Below are 18966 nucleotides of genomic sequence, written 5' to 3'. Positions count from 1 at the left end.
TACTCAAGACATATGTCACTTTATTGTTTCAGGGATTAAGAATCCGGAGTCAGGTGTTAAACACCTACGGAAGATATAATGAGAATCAAGCGCTGATGTACGTCTACGTGCCTTCTATAGAGACGATACAGGAACATTGGGAGAAGGCTGAAAAAGAACCCAGAGAAGCCTTTAGCTTCACCTCCGACTTAGAGATCTTTATCCGGTTTATCGACGACAGCCCAGAGACAGCGAACGAGAAGATCCCAGAAAAATTAGGGCCGATAACCCATTTCCACCCTCTGATAGCAGCAATCGAAGCCCTGCGCCAGTGGAAGATCAACAATGGATCTTACGACCACGCACGAGCCGCGAAACACCTCCTCAGCAAATCGCTTCAGCAGGGACTAAGAGAGGAGCACGATTCGATCATCGTCAGATCTCTTCAGGAACTGGTCGATCTCCAGGCCAAACTATCTCACGACAACTCGTCTGAACTCTCCACCGCTGTCGACTTCTTAGACGACAGATACTACGAAGAGGAGAAAGGCACGAGAACCGGATTCGAGGAAACGATAGACCTCGTACTTGAACACACGGACCCTGACAAATCCTTCGACCGAGGTCTACTCCAACGGCTCTTTGTGATTTGTATCGTCCGTGCGAACCGGTATAGACAGGAAGACCACGAACTGGGGGAGAATGTCACCGACCAGAACGCCTGCCGCGATTTCCTGGGAAAAGCCATCGAGATCGGAAGAGCACTCGATATCGACGACGCCGGCCTCAAACGGAGATACACGGAAGAATACTGGCGATACGTCGAAACACAAGGCGAGCGAGACGCCTTGCTGAAAGGCAATATAATCGACGAGGCTCTTCGTGACCCGATCGTATCTGAAACGCTGGACGACGATGAAAAGGTGGAGTGGAAGAACGAGATGCAGGACTCGATCCGGGAAGGCGGACGAGAGCTGAAGAACTCCGGGAAGAAAATCCAGAAAGCAGCCCCAGGAACGCTGAAAGCACAGTCAGAAACTCTTCAGGATATCTTCAAAAATATCGCAGTCCACGACAACCCTACGAAGGCACTCTACTGGCTTGTAAACGAGTTCGAGCTGCTCCCACCGTTTGGAGAACAGGACCCGGAGCACTTCTCGCTAATCGATCACGTAGACAACCTTCACCCGCAGCTGTCAGGCCACCTCACTCAGGTCGGTCCTAACGACGACATCACTCAGGACTACGCTCAAGACCTACTCCAATCCCATGTAGTGATCTCCGGAGCGGTCATTAGACTGATCGAAGAAGGATGGCTTCGAGAACGGGACTTCTTCCGTCTACTGAACATGGTCTCCGGGCTTTCAAACCACACCATTTGGTACCTTACGGATGCCGTCAACCACCTTTTCGACAAAGAATATGCCGCCTCCATCCACATCAGCATCCCCCGACTCGAATCAACCCTCTACGAACTCCTGAACGATCTCGGAGACGACGTCGTCCGGCAAATGGACGGCGGCACCGGCACAAGAACACTCACACCACTCATCTCCCAGATCGACACCCACGCAGGAGAAGAATTTCAGGAATACATCGAGTACGCGTACAACGAGAAAACCGGAGAAACCGCCGACGGCAACATGAGAAACCGGACAGCGCACGGTCACCTTCGAATAGGACAGGACCACCACATCAACGCCGTCATGCCAATAGTAGACATCCTCCGGATCGGTTACCAGCTCAGACCTACCCCCTTCGTAGCGAAATTCGGCCATCCATGTAAATATCTCTACGTCAACGGTGGTCCGCTCCCGTAACCAAAGGTTCAGGAATCCGGTGACTATCACCGTCAGTTCGCTTAAATACAAGCTTCACATATATATTTGCCAAGACGGTGCTACGTGGCCGTGTTCGGGAAAATACAGTCCGGGCTGACTCAACTCTACGCAAAGAACCTAGGAGGAGTTACCGACACCGGAGAATACTCTGCCAGCGGGATCTCACGGACCGTGTACTGGTTCCACGACGAGAGTAAACGGATGGGAGACTACTCTCCGCTCGGCACCCTCCTGATGAACGAGCAAGCCAAAGAAGACTTCTCAGAAGATGTCGTCGACTACGTTTTCCTCCATGAGGTTGGCCACGACCAGATGGGATTCATTGGGAGGGCCCTATTCTGGACGTTCTACCTAACGTTCGGCCTGCTCTTCCTCGCCGGGATAATGGCCTTACCACGCACACTCGTTGTAGCTTTCCAGTTCGCACCCTCCACGGTTATGCTGCCTGCCTACCTGATCATAGGGCTCGGAATCACTATCGCCGCCATACTTCCGTTCGTAGCCGTTTGCTGGATCGATGAGACACTGGCCGAACTCTTTGCTATCTCCAAGATCGGACGATCACAGTATCGATCCGTACTCGACGAGGTCAAGGAAGAATCCGATGCTGGACTCCTTCACAATATCCGCCTCCGAATCCAGTACCCGCCCGAACCACTGATTCTCTGGATCGCACGTAAGCGAGGGATCGGCGGCCAATAGAACCCTACACCCGTGAGAGAATTTATCCGACTCCGTCTGAAAGGGAACAGGTAAGGAATGGTGGGTGTCCTCGGGACAATTCGATACGTCATCAACACCTATCTCAGTAGTGCCGTCGGTAACTTCTTCCAGTTCGGCCGCCAGCAATTAGCTCTTCTCGTAGTACTCGCCCTCGCCGGATCAGCACTCCTCGGTGTCTCACCGGTAGAAGCCATCAAAACAGTGGGAGCGATAAGTCTACGCCGAACTACCGCTCTCTGGGGAATCACCTCTGTGCGGCGAGCTGTCACCACTGGCCTAATCGAGGTTCTAGTCTGGGAAGGAATTGCCTTCCTCGGGTGCGCTGTCAGCGGCCTCCGGCTATACCAAAACACGGACTGAACCACAACAATCCCTCCGAACTCATCTCCTTGACTGTCGAAGCATGGACGAGTTCTGACGTGATTGGCTGGTTACGAAGGTCGTGGCTGCGCGCGCAGCGAAGCGAGCACGGAGCGGTGGGGTCTGGGTTGGTCCGGCACACAGCAAAAAAGAGGGCAGCGTCAGCTGGCTATTCTTCCCACCACCGACCGCGCTCAGGGAAATGCAGGGTCGACCACCCAGTGACGGCCAGTGAGACGCGTCCCTCGTACCAGTTCCGTGCCGCCCCGTGAATGCGAACCTGCTCGCCTTCCTCGATCAACGGTGCATCCGACTTTTCCCAGATTGTCACCCGCGTTTGGCCACTGTCGTCCGTGATGAGTCCGACCTGAGCGATGCTCGGATGGGAGGGATCCCACAATTGCGTCACACGACCCTCGATGCTCACCTCTTTGCGATTGACGTCCTCGAGCTTTCCGATGGGAACCACCTGCCCCGGCACAGTCTGCAACTCCTCGAACACCCCGACGACCGCGCTCATCAGGTCTTTTCCACCGACCACGGCTTCACCCAGCCGCCGACCAATCGCCGCTCGCGACCAGCCATCCAGTTTCTTTGCCAGCCGCATCGACTGCCTGTTCACCGCCGCCAACTGCTCCTGCATGAATTCTGCACGAGGATCATCTCGCTCAGGGTCAGCCATCGGATTCACGCTCGCCGCCCGCTTCTGGAACTCAGCACGCCGCTCAGCGCTCCGCTTCGCTGCGATGTCTCGCGTCCGCTTTGCCCGACCGTCTTTCGTCCCCAGCTCTGCCTGGGCACTGATGCGCTCCAGTTCAGCTTCCCGCGCCCGAATGCGCTCTTTCTGTTCGAGGGTCGCACCGTAAATCCGCTCGTCGCTGGTGTCGACCATCCCGTCCGGGTGGTTCGCATCGAACTTTGCCTGCACCTCCATCTGCACCGTCGCCTGGAACGCCGGCGTCTCATCGACGACCTCGAAGCCGTCTTCGTCGACCGCCGCTTCGTCCGCTTTTTCGAATGCCTGTTCATCGACCGAAACCTCATTACCAAAGACGTTCTTACTCGACATTGGAGTTCAGCTCCTGAAGGCGCTCACGCGCCTGACACCGCGATGCCCTTACATCGCGGATTTCCGACGACACCGACCGACAGAACCATCTGCGCGCTCTCGCTCGCGCCTTCGCGAGCGCCCCCTGGGGCGCGAGCGAGAGCGCGCCATAGGGAGGCCACCCAACCAGCACCGCGCGCCGTCTCACCGAGCGCAGCGAGGTGAGGTACGAGGCGCGAGCGAAGCGAGCGACTCGGAAAGCCGCCCGGAGCGAGCGGCCAGCTTTAAGCCGTTTCTCGTGTCCGGCCCGGACTGCGGGTCCGTGTCCAGGGCGACGGTCGTGAGCACGGCGAGTCGGGGGTGGCTCGCCGCGCGGAACGGCCCAAAGCGCTGGAACGCGAAAGCCCGCGAGGGGCGCAACCGAAAACGCGCTTAATGCTGGCGTCGAGACCAGATTCACTTTAGCCCGGAACGTGGTCGAGTGACGGAGGAACGAGACCGCGACAGCCCGGAATGGTCGGTCGCGAGCGACGCGGAGGGCGGCAGCGGCGAGCGGGGCGGACCGTAGAGAACCACCGTTCAACCACTCTCGACGCTCAGTAACACGGCCGGACTCCTGGTGGACTTAGAAAGGGCGAGGTCGCTTCGGTCACCGGGAGACTGCGTCTCCCGAGCACACGGCGCTTCGCGCCGTGAACGTCCCCCGGCCCCGCAAGTACCGCAGGCACGAGGAGTGCAGCGGGGTTCCCGTGAGCGGAGTTCCCGCGAGTGTAGCGAGCGGGAGCCGGAAGACGAGCGAAGTGAGTCTTCAGGAGCGAACGGGTGCAAGCGAGGCGCAGTCTCGCGTGGTCGCAGGATGCCGAGCAGCGGGAGAGCAAAGCTCTCCCGAGCTAACGGGCGGCGACGCCGCCCGTGAACGGCCGAGGGCTTTCAGGAGTCGTCGCCGGCGCTGGGTGTTCGGTGTCCCCACTTGGAGACCGGCTACACGTCAAGGCGTTGGAGCAATTGCGTGACGTAGGGGCTGTTCTCCCAGCTCCGATGCGGGCTGATCGTCGTGATCAGCGTTCCAGCTTCCTCGTGGCTCATATGCCCGTTTCGAGCGTAATCTACGAGGAGCCGCGGCGTCGGGACGATCCGCGGGCCCTGCAGCACGGCGTGAATCAGTGGGAAGTTCGTCCCACCGAACTCGTCAGTGAGAAACCCGTCGACGTCGAGCGCGTTCGCGAGAACGATGCCGTCGGTTTCGCCGTCGTCGAGGCCGAACGTTGGCCGGGCATCCGGCGTATCGTCGCGTTCGTACGGATCCTCGACTGTGTAGTGGGTGCGAGCGGCGAGGACGTTGTTGGCAGCCGCGGCGTGGATGTCCTGATACTGCGTGATGTCACGGAGCTCTGCAACGACTTCTGGCGGCACGAACACATCACACGAGGTGAGCAGATACTGGAGGGGATCCGGAGCCGTGTCGGTGTTGTAGGCTGCGTCGGCTCGTGGGACGGCGAGACTGACCAGCGCACTCGTGTCGGCGACGACTGTCCGCAGTCGCAGCCTGCTCATCGCTCGTCGCCGTCACCAGTCTCGACCGTCGTCGCGTCGTCGCCGTAGATGTCGACGTCAGTGGGCGCAACGAGATCGAATGGCTCGCCCTCGAGGTCTGCCTTGAGCAGGCGGAGCCGTTGGGCGGTTTCAGCGCCGACCAACTGCTTGACCGTCTCGAACTCAAGCTGGTCGTCGTAGTACTTCGTTGCCACAAGTTCTTGGAACGTTTCGCTGTCGGCAGTGTCTTCGATGTACTCGCGGATCGCTTCGACGAGGAGGTCTGTCCGGTCCTTGTCGAAGAGTGCCGCAATCGCGTCGAGACGCTCAACGAGGTACTCCGGGGATTGGAAGTGGACCCGTCGGGGTTTGTCACTCGCGCTCATTCTATGTGCAAATTCTGCACATGGACCCATAACGGTTTCGTCGGATGTGCAGAACTTGCACATCGGTAGGGGAACACCGTTTGAACGGGCTGGGCAACGGTTACTGCGACACGGTTTCACGAACGAAATGCTCGCTGGGGTCCGCAAGCGACGTGAGAGCGAAGCGCTCGCTAGTCCTCAGGCGGAACCGGAGGGCACCGCAGGGGTGAGGCGCGCAGCGGCGTCCTCGTGAGCCGTGCGTGACCTTCGGTCCCGCTGGAAGCCGGCGCTCTGCGCCGGCGACGAAGCGAACGGGAACAAGCGAGACGCAGTCTCACGTGGTCGTGGGGCGTCGAGCGGCCGAGGGCTTTTAGGAACGATCCCTGTCTCGGAACCGCAAGTCGTTATTCGCCGACGGACTGCGATTCGTCCTCGATGATGACGTCAACACCGTCCGGTGAGACACCGAGCGGAATCCCCTCGACAGTAAACTGAACAGCGATGATCTCATCGACGGAAGCGATCAACTGTTCGAGCGCACCGGGGTCGACGTACTCGTGGAGTTGATAGGCGTCGTCATCGAGTCCACATGCCTCCAGTGTCTCGACGATTTCAACGAGGAGGTCGCTTGATCCACCTGAACTGCCTGTTGGTGGGGATTGCATCTGTACACTTACTATGAATCTGGCTAGCGTTTAAAACGTTAGGAGTCACCCACAGAAGCGATACGTTTCCACATTGGATAGCGCGTTCGGGATCGCGTCGGCGCAACCAGAAGCGATTCTGCGCTTTGACGCCGACTGGGTGTCTCGCGCCGATGACCGCATTCTGAAGCATCTTGCTGACGACGGCCCCGACACCCCGAAGGAAATGGTGGACAGCAACCGTGTGCGCTTTTCTCGCCATCAACGCTCGGTGCAAGACCCTCGTTACCTATGGACACCTCGTCCGCCTCAGAAACGGCGTCTACGACATCACACGAGAGGGTGGAGAGTATCTCGCCGGCGAGCTCGACGCCCGTGACCTTGCTCCCGAATAGCATTAGCTGTTGACGGCGACCAAGTCCTCGATGAATCGGGAGCCGTTCACGAACGTCACCGAGTCACTGTACCCCTCTCCCGAGTACGGTTTCAGCGCCCTCCCCAGCCGCGATATCGGTCGTGTAGATGTACACGCCAGTCGCGGTCCCGCACTGAGATGCTGGGCAGTTAGCGCAGCGAGGGCGGGGTCCGCCCGTTCAACCTCTGTCAGCAGGACAGTCGTCTGCGTTCGCGATGTACCGCTGGACGCCGTCCATGGCCCGCGAGACGATCGGCTCGGAGAACTCAAGCGGCGCCGCAACCGTCGCCCACCCCTCGTCGATTGCGTCGTTGACAGGCGGGGCTTCGATGTTGGGGTCGTCGAGGGTCAGCTCCTCGTACACCCGTTCGGGCAGGACGAAGGTGATGTCGTTTCGGCGGGCGAATCGCCGAACAGCCTGGTATCGGCTGTTCGAGGGCTGGCCCATCGCGACGAACAGGCCGGTGTCGGCGATGTGGAGCCGGCTCACGTGTCGTCAGTGCCGTCGCCGATGTCCAACTCACCGAGTCCTGCCCCAGCCCCCTCGATATCGTAGTGCTCGTGGACGACGGGCCGGAGCGCTTGCAGAATCATCTCCGCGGCCAGCGGCGAGATGTCGAGGTCCTCCGCCATCAGCCGGTGGGTCACCTCGCCGCGTTCGCGGGCGACCGCGTAGGTGAGCGCCGTTGCGAGGCCAGCGACCCCGTGACGGTCGATGTAGGTGTCGATGTCGGCGTCCGTCTCGCGGCGGCCGACGGCGTCGATCAGCGCCGGCGTGATCGTGTACTCGCGGTCGCCGGCAGTCGTCGTCACGGTCAGGTCGATTGCGCGGGCGGCGTACTGCCGGGGCTGCTCGTCCTGTGTAACTTCGACGACGCCGGTGTCGACGAGCCGGTTCACGTAGCTGTAGGCCGTCCCCTGGGCGAGGTTGAGGTCCTCCATCACGTCCTGGACGGTCGCCTCCCCCTCCTGGGCGAGATACGCGTACAGCTGAGCTAGCTGTGGCTCCTCCAGCAAGTCCGCGACCGAGAGGAAGTCGCGGACGATGTCGCCGTCGGCGCGATTTGAGGTGCGTGACATGGGCCGTTCTTGATTACAGTTTACAGCGAATCAGTAAAGAGTGTTTTGGGTCACTCTCCTCCCTCGTCGGTGTCGCGAGCGGTGGTCCAGCCTCGATGGAAGACCGCGAGTTGGAGAATCGAGTCGAATGCCTCGTCGCTTGGCTCGTGGACGAGAACGCGTTCGTCGGGGATGGGAGTGACGACGTCGTCGTCGACGAGGTCATTGACCAGAGAATGGGCTCTCCTGTCGTTGATATCCGCTACTGCGACGCGGGCAGCATCTTGATCCTGTGCGACGAGTTCCGCTTCAAACCATTCGTGGTCGGCTGATGCATCGTCGAGTGCGTCTGTACCGGGCATGGGAATCACGTCGGCGCGTATTGACGCGCCTCGGCCTCTCAGGCGCGGACAAACTACTCCGCTGCCACGTCGTTAACCAACACTGCGGGAGACTGCGATTCTGTGTTGGTTAACTCGTGGGGGGATCAGAACTGATGAACGGGCCTCACGCGGAACGTATCTGGGTCAGTGTTCGGCGTCTCACTGGTTCGATTCAACGACGACCGCTGTGTGAGTCGGTTGACCAACTCCTCACGAACCGCTCCACGGCTGACTATTGTTTCGTCCCAGCCGAGACGGTCGTCGAAATACCGCTTCTGGAACCGCTGGCCGACGTCGTCGACGGCGATGAACTGTGTCCGCTTCACGCCCGCTACGCTCGTCGAGACGAACTCGGCTCCGACGTCTTCGTAGGTAAGTTCGACGAGTACGCACTCAACAAATGAGACGATGCCAGTCGGACTTCTGTTGTGAGGGTGCGCCAGGTCGAGATCTGTCCACGGTTCGTCGCTCGGTTGTTCAGTGTACTCGCTATGAAGTCGTGATCGCTGTTGCTCGTAGTCGGAAGACATGGTTGTTGAGTGGGGGCCTACGACAGCCCCCCTCGCCCCTCTCGGGGTGACAAACTCCACCGCGGATCGCACCCTCATCTAATGAGTGGTTTCTGATATATCGGCTAGAGACTGTCGTCGTTTGATGGCCCTTCGGCCGGAGAGAGCCAGCGGCGTTTGCACCCGTGTACCCTAGCCTTCCTTTGGATGATTTTGGAGGTGCAGAGAGAGTTGAAACGGCCTTAGATTTAGCAAGAGGCCCGTCGGGCAGTTTTCAGGCGTTACTAATGTCCTCGACGGGTTCCGAAAGATGGTGATTCAGCGAGATTGTGCTTGACGAGGTGTTGAAAGCCCCGTATTCGAGAGGATTGGAGTCAAATTAGAATCAAGCCCTAGCAGAACTGACCGACCCCAACTGATGAGTTGCGAGACTATCCTTCCAGCACGGTACCCATTCCTGTCCAAATTGGTCGACTGAAAGCCTGAAAAGTGCATGACGGGTTTTCAATCTCCGTCACATCGCTGTCCGCCGAGAATAGTAATATAGCTGATAATTATCCGTCTGCGTTAGAACTCGTTTCCGTTACCCTCCGTTCCACTTAGTTGGTCATACATCTCGTCTAGGAAGGGGAGACTTCCCCAGATCGAGTATGGACACTGCTCTTGTCCGATGCAGTACCGCTGCATATCGTCGTTGTCACAGTTCATCGGAACCGGGGTGTCGCCTCCAATGGTGTTCGAGAACTCGTAGCGTATCTGGTAGTCGGTGACCTGTTCGTCGTACCAAGGCCAACGCGAGAAGACGCCCTTGAGGTCTGCAACAATCGTCTCAAGGTCGCTGTCCTGATACTGTGGCAGCCACATCACCATCCGGGCGAAGTTGTACAGGTCCTTTCGGACTGGCTTCTTCTCGTGGAGGCGCTCGGCCATATTGGCCATACAGGGGAGTTCGAACAGGTCCTCGATTGTCTCGACGTCGATGGACTGGACGCCACGCGAAGACCCCTGAACCCGATAGTGGTTCGTATTTCCGTGCTCTCGAATGGTCAGGCACCGGTGGTCGCGCTGGGATGCGAGAAGGTTTCCGAGACTCCGAGGACTCGAGATGCGATTACACACGTCTCGCTTCCAGTCCGCTTCCGGGTCGTAGGATTCCACTGCTTCAAACAACTCCTTCGCCGAGTGGGACTCCCCCAGTGAGACGACCTCGTCTGGAGCGTCTCGAATCGCGTCTCTGAGCACACGGATGGTCCGTTCACCGGGGTTCCAATCTCGCCAGATTCGTTCGTGGTGTCCCGTCTCGATGAAGCGGTCGATACGCTCTGTGATGGCCGACTCATTCGTTGTTAACCACGTCAGCTGGTCTTCAGAGAGATTCTCCTCCTGGACTCGCAGGAGCTTCTTGAACGCACGTCTGGCGTACTCGCGATACTTTGTGTCGAAATCACCGACGGGCACATAGAGGCAGTTGTTTTCGACGCGAGTGAGCAACTCCCCGGCTTCTCCGGTCTCAGTTTCGGCATGAACGAGGCACTTCCTCGATGCTGCGGCCATCGGGATTTCGAGATACAACCTGTCACCGAACTTGGGCATCTCTTTGATCCCCGTACAAACGCGACCGGGGTGTGGTCCGTCCTCTCCGGGGTCTTTTGCGTATAGCACCTCTGCGATATCCTGTTGGAGACTCCCATCACCGAATTCTCGAAGGAGGGAGGCGAGATTGTTGACGTAGAGTTCGCGAATATCGTAGAGGACCTGTATCTTCCGTGGCGGGGCGTGCTCGAACTTCGGGTGCGCCTTAACGCAGATAGCACTCAACGTCGCGAGGACAGCGAGTATTCCAGGTTTATCGACGAAGGGTTTCTCTGCGGCGTTGGCTCTGACATCTTCTTTGAATGCCGCCGTCCCAAACCGTTCGAGGTCGGTCAGTAGATCACCTGGTTGCTCTTCGCCGTCGACGATATAGCGATTGTAGCCCCGGGTGAACAGTTGGTTGATTCGCGTCGTACCATATTCGGGCGGAAGCGTCGCAACGCGATAGGCGGCCCGCTCGTCCTCAACAGGTGTTGACTGAGTCATTCCCTGAGCACCTCCGGTCTCGCAGACCGAACGTCGAAGTTCGGGCTCTCGATCGGCGTGACGATACGACAGACGTCAGTATGCAACGAGTAGGGGAGCCGAGCAACCCGGCGACGGTCGGCGGTAACCACTGGGTCGATGGGAACCTCGTAGGTGTCTTGCAGAAGGTCGTTCAGCACTTCCCGGCTCTTGGCGTCATATCGATGGGAAAGGTCGGTATCGAGAAGGTAGACATGAACGCCCTGACCGCTGTACACTACCATCGTCTCCTCAGCGTTGAAGTCGTCCTCGAAGATGTCTCGCACCTCGAAACCGTACTCGATGGCCTGATCGATATCATCGAAGGCATACGGGTAGCCTGCCGGGTCTGCGTCGAGAATACCCGCGGAATCGAGCAGTTCTTCGCTGTCTTCCGTAGGACCCTCATCCGAGACAGCTTGTGCTGCTCGCTCTCGGGCTATCGTTTTCGCGTCGATATCGATGAGGAGCACCCACGGTCGTTCCCAATGATCGAGGGCGTAGTAGACCGCATCAGGACGCGGGTCTGGTTTGTCGAGTAGATCAGGATCGACGAGTTCGAAGTCGCTCCGCCCAAGTGGATCGTTCCGTGCTGGATGGCGGATGAACTCGAGGACGTCGTCGAAATCGTGGAACGCTGCCGTGGTTCGGTCACCTGAGACGTTCGTCTGCCATGTGTCCCGGCGGATGAAGTCCTTGTCTGGGATTCCGTCTTTCCGTACCGGGTGTGGTTCTCGAAACGCGAGTGCGTACTGTTTCGGCCCCTTCGCGGTGATGAACGACGGGAGTTCGTCGACATACGAGGGAAACTCCTCCGTGTAGTACCTGTAGATCTCCTCGCGGGTTGCGTGGCGCCAACTCATGAATTGAACTCCTCGTCAAGCTTGTTGAAGCTCCGAATCGTCGTCATCCCTTCTGCGGTTAGCGATTCAACGGCTTCCCGAATATCCGAGAACCGACGCGCGGCGCGCCCACCTACGCTATGCTCTATCCGGTCGGCTTCTGCGAGACAGTCCAACACCTCAACGGCTGTCTCGCGCCTGTTGAACGCCCAGACAGCGTTCGCATCCACCGCACTCTGCTTGTCATAGTCGTCAACCGGTGCGTGTTTGTTGTTACTCTGGAGTTCGGCTTCACCGACCCACACGAGTTCCCCGTCAGCGTCGAAGCCGGCGACGTCGAACACCGTCTCCTCATCGTATTCGTAGTACGGCTTGACCTGTGCGACGTCGTCGCGGGAGTCTAACCACCGTTCGAGCAGCTTCACACCGACCTTGTGCGGTGTCTTCTCACCGATGTCCCCCTGACCAGGACCGACCTTAAGCTTCTGACCGAGGAGTTCACGCCCTGCCGGGAGGACAGTATAGTATTTCCGACTACAGGCTCGCCCTTCTTCCAGCAGGTTTTGCTCGGCAAGTCGTTGTACGTCCAGATTCCCAAAATCGCTCTTGAACGCACTCATATGATTCAGGAGCGTGTGATTTGGTGCATCTCTGTTCATCACGTCCAAGACGCGAGCCAAGAACCGAACATCATCATGAGTAAGCCCACGGCGCTGGAGCTCGTCATCCGGGACGGGTACACCACCAGACTGGACTGGTGACGACCCACTTTCGTCGACAGCAGCCTTCTCTTCTTCATCGGCTGGTTTGTCCGACTCAGCCATTCCGGCATTCGCAAACAGGGAGGTGGTGGTGTCAGCGCCGTTCTCTTTCTTCTCTTCGTCGCTTGCTGAACCACTGGTTGCTTGTCCGATGAACGACGACTGCGGCGAGTCCACCGAGTTAGCCGAATCAGCTGGTGCCGGCTGTTTATCGTTTGGTCTACTCCCCCAGCCCTCATCTTCGGCTGTCTCCGGTTCGATGGGAGTCTCAGCAAGCCCATACTGAGCCTGTGTTCGCTCCGACAGTCGTGGGAGAGCGACAGTCTCAAAATGGTCCGCCTGTTCGACAGACAACGGCTCGTCGCTCTCTGGATGACCGGCCGCGATCGGGAGCGGCTTCACCGAAAACGGGGCTGGGCCGGTCTCCCCGAATGATGGACTCGGGAGTTGGGCGATCCACTCTCCGCTGGGGAGCGTGTTAATCCGATTTCGGAGGTCAGTCGGACTCAGGTCTTCGTGGGCCAGCGATTCAGCGAGGTCATGCTCAATCGAGATGTTCCCGATGAGCTTCGTCTTGATGTTGTTGAGAACCTCGTCGTAGGCGCGTTCGTTGCGGTTTCGAACCTGCCCGGGGAACTGCATTACCAGTCCCATGCTCAGACCGAACGACCGTCCCTGTGGAAGCAACTGCTCGGAGACGAGTTTCGTTGCTGCAACAGGAGCGGCCTCCTCGATGATGAGGTTGGTAAGGTTCTCGTAGTCCGTGTTCCCGTCACGGCGACGCACCTGCACCGCGTCCCAGAGATTACTCAACAGGAGAAGTGTGATCGCTCGCTGTGCCTCCGGGCGGAGGTCGCCTAAGTCGACCAGGATCGTGACGTCTTCGTCGAGGAATTCACGGAAGTCGAATCGGTTGTCAACGTATTCGCCGTTGTCGTCCCGTTCCGGAACGTGGCTGAAGATCCGTCGCAGGTGGGCGTCTTCTCTGAGTTTATCGAGGCGGTTCCCGACAGCGTCCATCGACACTTGGAACTGGTGGTCATCCTTCGCGAAGTGCCGCGTGAGCGACTCCTCGACGCTCCGATTGTCCGCCGAAACCGGTGGCACAGTTCGCTCCCGCTGCATCTCGAGGGCGGCCGCAAAGAGGTCATCCAACCCGAAGACGTCGCTGCCGTACTCCTCGTCGAACAGCGCTTTGATGAGGTAGCTGAGAATCTCGTTTGCGACGAACGCCTGCCCGTACTGCTCGCGGCCCATGATCATCCGCATGATATCGTGGAAGTGGTCGACCTTGTCCTGAATCGCGTCCGCCCGATTCCGTCCAGCGTCGAGTGCCGGCCGAATATCGAAAAAGGAAAACGCGGGAATCGTCTCGGGGACGCGGAACTGGTAGACATCGCCCAGCCCGTTGAAGCGCTCGTAATGACTCCGAAGATAGTTGGCGCACATCCCGTCGCCCTTCGGGTCAACGATGACGACGGGGCCGCCGGTCGTCTCACGGAGCGACAGCGCATCGTTGATGATTGCTTTCGACTTCCCGCTTCCAGTTGAGGCGAACCGACCGTAGTGTGTCGTCAGGAGCTTCGGCGGAATCCGAATCGGACGCTGTTGCGGCGAGCCGTTTTCATCGAGTGCATACCCGATGGCCATCCCCTCCCGGAACTGCTGGACTAAGTCGGGATTGGGCCACGGAAGCGGATCACGACTCTGCTGTTCAGCACGCGTCCCTCGCGTTCCTTCGACCGTCAGTTGGTCCGAGGACGGCACCAAGATGAAGTTCGCAAGCTCGGCCCCACAGAGAACCAGCTCCGGCCGGGTCTTACCACGTCCAGTCGTTACCTCTCGCGAGAGGAGTCGCTGGAGCGCTGCTCGCGCGTTTTGTTCTTTCTTCGATTGTCGGAAGCCACGGTCTCGAAGTCGCGTCGCTTCGATCTCGTAGAACGGGCCGTCGAGTGGGTCAAAGACCGGCGCGAGTGACGACAGGCGGTCATCAAGGGCGTCGCGGCCAGCCTCGCTCGTTGGCACGCCAATCGCCCGGATATTCGTCGTGTACGAGCGCTTGGGATTGACCGCATCAATCGCATCAAGTCGCTTGACGACGATGTCACTCAACTCGTCACGAGTTCGACGTTCGTACTCTAGTTCGGGGTCAAGTAGGTCGCCAAGGATCTTCTGCGACAGCGTATCCCGTCCATCATTCAAGTCCTCTTTGCGGAGTTCCGCATCCGCTTGCCAGCTCTCCCGGCGCTGAAACACGACTTGGAACGCGAGCGGTTCGCGTGCATCGTTCAGATGGTCGATCAGCGACGCAAGCACAGCTCCCGGTTCGTCGACCGCCGGCAACGTACTTTCGTCGGGCGTCGCAGTCAGCGGTGTCAACGACGACATCCAGTCTTGCTTTCGAACTGCCGACCCACACCACCGCACGCCTTGTGGTGAGACGGTGTCGGCCGCGAGGCGGGCGAGAATTGTCCCGTCTGCGGCTACTGTTGGCTTCTCGACCGACGTGGGCGAAACCTCGTCAGCGAGGGAGTCAGTCGTTTCGAGTTCGACAACTGTCTCTCCAATCGACACCAGTCCGTCCGCCGTTCTGCCGCCAATCTCGTCGGCAACGTCCGTCGGTGAACCCTCAGACTCGTATACGGTGCTTTCGCCGGCGTCAGGCGTCACGTCCACGTCGACATCTGCAGCCGAATACTGTTCATCGTCGGTAAACTCATATTGCAGGTCACCCTGCTGGTAGCGCTCAACGAACTCCTCGTGAGACAAGGCAACTGGGTGAATCAACTTCGACGCGACGTCCACCTCGACACGCTCGATGTCGAACGTCTTCGGATAGATCGACCGAAGTCGCTCTTCGAGTGTCCCAAGATAGTCGTCAGCACCATAGTAGAACTCAACCGGCGCGTCTTGTCCGGTACTGAGTGCGAGGAACTCGAAGCACGGTGGGGTCGCGGATGTAAACGGGTTGAGTTTCGACCACAGCCCCGAACTGTCAGGGATCAGTTTGTGGAGACTCTCGAGCGTCTGCGGGATACCACGAGCCGTGAGTTCCTCCGAGGTCGGCGTCACGCGAAGATACTCACGCTCAGGCATCGTCGGTACCTCCAAGCTGGTCGGTGTCAGTTGCTGTTGAATCAGTCTGCATGTCTTGTGACTCTCCGTTTGCTTGCTGCGCTAACTCCGTCCGAAAGGTCTCAATCTCGGGTGAGACCGCTGTCTCACCAGCACCGGGCAGCGACGCCCGGCGCTGCTCGGTCGGATCGAAGTCGATGACCTCCGTTTCCTTGGGCATCGCTTCGACTCTGATACCACGCCACTCGCCGTCGACGCCGACGAGTGCCTCGGAGAAACCAGCGTCTTCATTCCCGGGCACCGCGTCTTGCACATACCGCATCTGGGCGTGATTCAAGCCGAACTCGTCGGCCCATTCCTTGTCCATCCCATCCAAGCGATGGAACTGCTTAACGGCACACTGGTCGAGGATAGCCTCACTTTCAGCGTGTTCGAAGAATTCGTCGACGGTCTGGGTAACGAGTCGAATCGAGAGATCGTGGTGGCGATGGTGTCGGAACACCGTTTCGAGGAACGCTAGACTCGCGGCGTCCTGCATGATGTACCGCGCTTCATCGATGACGAACACGACCTCTTTGTCCGTCTCTTTCGCTCGCTCGTAGACGAGCGAGATGAGCAACTGCATCGTCAGCGCCGTACTGCTGTCGACGCTCCCCTCTTGCTGGGCGAGGTCGAGATAGATGACTTTCTCGTCACGGATGTCGAACTCCGATTCCTTCCCGAGGTTCGCGTAGCGGCCCGCTTCTTCAAAGGGCCGCAGTTGATCGATCAACCACGTTGCATCGTCGCTGATTTTCTCGGCTTCCGCATCCGACCGAACCACGAACGACTCGGGGTCGCCGACCATCTCTTCGAAGACATCCAGCATCTCTCGAATCGTCGGGCTCGGGTTGCCGTGGGTCGTGATATCATCAGTAATGCCATGACGCTCGTAGGCGTGTCTGAGCCCGAGTTCGAGCGTCGTTCGGCGGTCGCCAAGTGAGATGCCGCGGAGAGCGAAGAAATTCGTCAGGAAGCTCATCGCGTCGTCGAGTTTCTCGTTGAACGGACTCGCGTCCTCACCCATCGCCCGCTGGACGTGTTCGGGCGTCTGGCGGATTTCGAGCGGATTCAACCCGAGCGTCCCACCGACGGTAATGCGCTTGGCGTCGAGCGCTTCGGAGACGCCCGCCCAGTTGTTGAGCGGTTCGAGAATGATCCCGATGCGGTCCTTGCTCTGTTCGATCGACCGGATGAAGTTCTCCTTCGCACCGAACGATTTGCCAGAGCCCGTGTCGCCGACAGTAAACATCGCATAGCCGTTATCGCGGGCAAACGGGTCGATGACGACCGGACTCTGGTTGTCCTTGTGAATTCCGAACTCGACGCCGCCTTCTTCGAGAATCGTCGCGTTGTGTGGCGACGCTAAGAGGGAACCAACAGCACCGCCGAGGGCAATCGACTCCCGGCCGAAGACGTTGTCGCCAATTGGCGCGGCGGACTGGAGTGCGAGGTCCTGCCGGCAGATAGCCGTCTTCGGCGTGAGATTCGCCGGTTCGTCACGGAGCGCACTTTTGACTGCTCTGACAGCATCCCGGAGGTTGTCCGTGTCGTCGGCGCGGACGGTGACGAATAGCCCTTGGTCGAACACACTCGCACCACTCTCGACGGCCTTGTACGTCGCCACTGCCTCGTTGGCTCGCTCTTGGAGGTACTCACTCCGGACGCTCTGTTCTAAATCGGCGTCAACCTGCAGGTCGTCCGCGATATCCTGTAGTTCGTTTCGTGCGCGTTTCTGGTTCTTCGGCGTGATGTGCGCCGTCAGGTCGAACTCGACGTCGGTCAACTCGAAGAGGTCACTCAAGTAGCCGTCATTCGGGTAGTCGGCGTAATCAGCGATGTACAGCGTCGTCGTCCATTGCTCACCGACGCGAGCTGCACGAGTATCCCATTCAATCGCTGCTGGGGCCGTCGCCGTCTTGTGTGACTCCGAGATATCGTCGAGAAGTTGGCCTTCTGCGTCGCCCGCTTCAAGCGTCTCTTCGTCGAGGACGTCCGAAAAGTCGACTTCCGGCTCATCGTCGGTGCGATATCGTTGCCAGAGAGCTGCTCCACTAACGCCGAGCACCACGATAGTCCCCAGATAGAGTGCTGCACCTTCGGGGGAGGTTGGCTGTTGAGCCCACCGGCTGAGCTGCGTGAGAATATCACGACTCGCCTGCAACGGGAGGTTACGCATCGAACGCCTCCTCCCGGCGTGAGCGACCGAGAATCGGCTGTTCGCGAATTACGTCGGCTTCGGTCTCGAAGTCGTGTTCTTCGCCGTTCCAGAAGTCCATGTTCAGGACGAACAATTCGACCGTGCTGAGTCGGTGGGCAGACCAGCCGGATGCCTGCTGGATAAACTCAGAGCGGACATCTGCGATACGGTCGTCCAGTTTCTCGAACATCTGGGCGCGGCGTTCCACGTCAGAGAGGTCCGCGCGCCGCGTGACAAAGGGGTTGAACAGAATGCCGACCACGGGGAACTGCGTCAGCTTTTCAGCCGGCGTTCCCTCGTCACGGTATCGGTCGTAGACTTCGAGTGGCGAGACTTCTACGCCGATGTAGTACCGAACTTGCTGAATGCCGCGGTCACGCATCTCTTTGGGCCGCGTCTCCCGATACTCCTCGAGGAGTTCCCGGAAGATTGGGTTCTGTGTGACGTCTTCGTCGGTGAGTCGCTCCTCGATCGTCTCGGTGATCTGTTCGACCGGGAATGACCGGGTTGTTGCGTGGAATTTGAGCTTCGAGTCGAGTTCTTTGTTGGCGAACTCGGTGCCTGCGTCCTGGAGTTGGGCCCAGTCGTCGGCCATCGCGAAGTCCATGTTCCCCGGGTCGATTTCGATGAACGCCTCCATCGCGCCGTCAGTCCGCTGAATCGCGCCGGCTCCGGGCCACGCTCGCTCGATATTCGTGAGGTCTTGGGTTCGCTCGTCTGGCGTGAATGGCGTGTAGTTCGCGAGTCCGCCCTCGTTGCGCACGGTCTCATTCGATTGGCTCTCCGAGTGTTCCGGCGCACTCACCGTAATCCGGGGCCGTTTGGCGTAGCGATAGACGTCTTTCGTCCACGTCCATGCGTTCAGATGGTCGGGGGTGACGTAGACGATGGCCGCACCCATCCCGAGGCCGCTTGCGATAAGCGGGACGGCGAGTGATTCGATGCCCGTGAGGCCGGCGAGGAGCAACCCACAGATGGGGAGAGCGATGAGGATGCCGACGTCGCCCTCTTCGATGTTGAGGTAGGGGATGCGACTCGCTTCGCCGAACTGGTCCATGATACGCCGAGCGGCTGTGTCTTGATCTGTCGACAT

14 protein-coding genes and 2 pseudogenes are annotated in these 18966 nt (G+C 58.9%); 3 read left to right on the top strand and 13 right to left on the bottom strand.

The genetic code is table 11. The annotated features are described in order from the left end of the window. Positions 1-95 precede the first annotated feature (95 nt). Both C438_RS05165 and C438_RS05160 read left to right on the top strand, forming a co-directional pair. Entirely contained in the window at positions 96-1799 is a 1704-nt protein-coding gene (locus C438_RS05165) for a hypothetical protein (RefSeq protein WP_004968240.1), read from the top strand. An 84-nt stretch (positions 1800-1883) separates the two neighbouring features. Beyond that, positions 1884-2522, top strand: coding sequence for a hypothetical protein (locus C438_RS05160; RefSeq protein ID WP_004971379.1), 639 nt, complete (start codon positions 1884-1886; stop codon positions 2520-2522). A gap of 550 nt (positions 2523-3072) precedes the next feature. Here the strand turns inward: C438_RS05160 and C438_RS05155 are convergent. The 4 genes from C438_RS05155 to C438_RS05140 all read right to left on the bottom strand — a co-directional run bounded on the left by C438_RS05155 (position 3073) and on the right by C438_RS05140 (position 6514). Further along, complete coding sequence (locus tag C438_RS05155; protein WP_004968238.1) at positions 3073-3972, bottom strand: OB-fold nucleic acid binding domain-containing protein; 900 nt, start codon at positions 3970-3972, stop codon at positions 3073-3075. Between the two features lie 960 nt (positions 3973-4932). Further along, entirely contained in the window at positions 4933-5505 is a 573-nt protein-coding gene (locus tag C438_RS05150) for a hypothetical protein (RefSeq protein WP_004968237.1), read from the bottom strand. Then, the gene (locus C438_RS05145; protein WP_004968236.1) at positions 5502-5870 is read right to left on the bottom strand and encodes a hypothetical protein; all 369 of its coding nucleotides are present in this window, start codon (positions 5868-5870) and stop codon (positions 5502-5504) included. Before C438_RS05145 ends, C438_RS05150 begins: the two co-directional genes overlap by 4 nt. Before the next feature lie 383 nt (positions 5871-6253). Next, a complete protein-coding gene (locus tag C438_RS05140; RefSeq protein ID WP_004968234.1) occupies positions 6254-6514 on the bottom strand; it encodes a hypothetical protein in 261 nt (86 codons plus the stop codon). Positions 6515-6632: 118 nt separating this feature from the next. Here C438_RS05140 and C438_RS20255 point away from each other — a divergent pair. Next, positions 6633-6888 (top strand): annotated as a pseudogene (locus C438_RS20255) (MarR family transcriptional regulator). A gap of 2 nt (positions 6889-6890) precedes the next feature. On the opposite strand, the pseudogene C438_RS05135 reads toward C438_RS20255, so the two are convergent. The 9 genes and pseudogenes from C438_RS05135 to C438_RS05095 form a co-directional block, all read right to left on the bottom strand. Further along, a pseudogene (locus C438_RS05135) lies at positions 6891-7398 on the bottom strand (hypothetical protein). Beyond that, positions 7395-7988 carry a DUF7437 domain-containing protein gene (locus C438_RS05130; protein ID WP_004968230.1) on the bottom strand — a complete coding sequence of 198 codons (594 nt, stop codon included), beginning with the start codon at positions 7986-7988 and terminating at the stop codon, positions 7395-7397. The pseudogene C438_RS05135 and the gene C438_RS05130 overlap by 4 nt, the downstream one beginning before the upstream one ends. A 50-nt stretch (positions 7989-8038) precedes the next feature. Beyond that, positions 8039-8329 carry a hypothetical protein gene (locus C438_RS19850; RefSeq protein ID WP_193363625.1) on the bottom strand — a complete coding sequence of 97 codons (291 nt, stop codon included), beginning with the start codon at positions 8327-8329 and terminating at the stop codon, positions 8039-8041. 125 nt (positions 8330-8454) lie between these two features. Next, positions 8455-8880: a hypothetical protein gene (locus C438_RS19030; RefSeq protein ID WP_083899963.1), complete on the bottom strand. Its 426-nt coding sequence runs from the start codon at positions 8878-8880 to the stop codon at positions 8455-8457. Positions 8881-9426: 546 nt separating this feature from the next. Further along, positions 9427-10938, bottom strand: coding sequence for a primase-associated protein (locus tag C438_RS05115; RefSeq protein WP_004968227.1), 1512 nt, complete (start codon positions 10936-10938; stop codon positions 9427-9429). After that, positions 10935-11819 (bottom strand): hypothetical protein, encoded by an 885-nt coding sequence (locus tag C438_RS05110; protein WP_004968226.1) that lies wholly within the window; start codon positions 11817-11819, stop codon positions 10935-10937. Before C438_RS05110 ends, C438_RS05115 begins: the two co-directional genes overlap by 4 nt. Further along, entirely contained in the window at positions 11816-15655 is a 3840-nt protein-coding gene (locus C438_RS05105) for an ATP-binding protein (protein ID WP_004968225.1), read from the bottom strand. Before C438_RS05105 ends, C438_RS05110 begins: the two co-directional genes overlap by 4 nt. Beyond that, positions 15648-17852: a VirB4 family type IV secretion system protein gene (locus C438_RS05100; protein WP_004968224.1), complete on the bottom strand. Its 2205-nt coding sequence runs from the start codon at positions 17850-17852 to the stop codon at positions 15648-15650. The genes C438_RS05105 and C438_RS05100 overlap by 8 nt, the downstream gene beginning before the upstream one ends. Continuing rightward, the gene (locus C438_RS05095) at positions 17845-18966 is read right to left on the bottom strand and encodes a hypothetical protein (RefSeq protein WP_004968223.1); all 1122 of its coding nucleotides are present in this window, start codon (positions 18964-18966) and stop codon (positions 17845-17847) included. The genes C438_RS05100 and C438_RS05095 overlap by 8 nt, the downstream gene beginning before the upstream one ends.

The sequence above is a fragment of the Haloferax denitrificans ATCC 35960 genome, assembly GCF_000337795.1.
In the GTDB taxonomy this organism is placed as follows: domain Archaea; phylum Halobacteriota; class Halobacteria; order Halobacteriales; family Haloferacaceae; genus Haloferax; species Haloferax denitrificans.
Note: the sequence above shows the minus strand (reverse complement) of the source record. Positions and strands in the feature narration are given on the sequence as shown.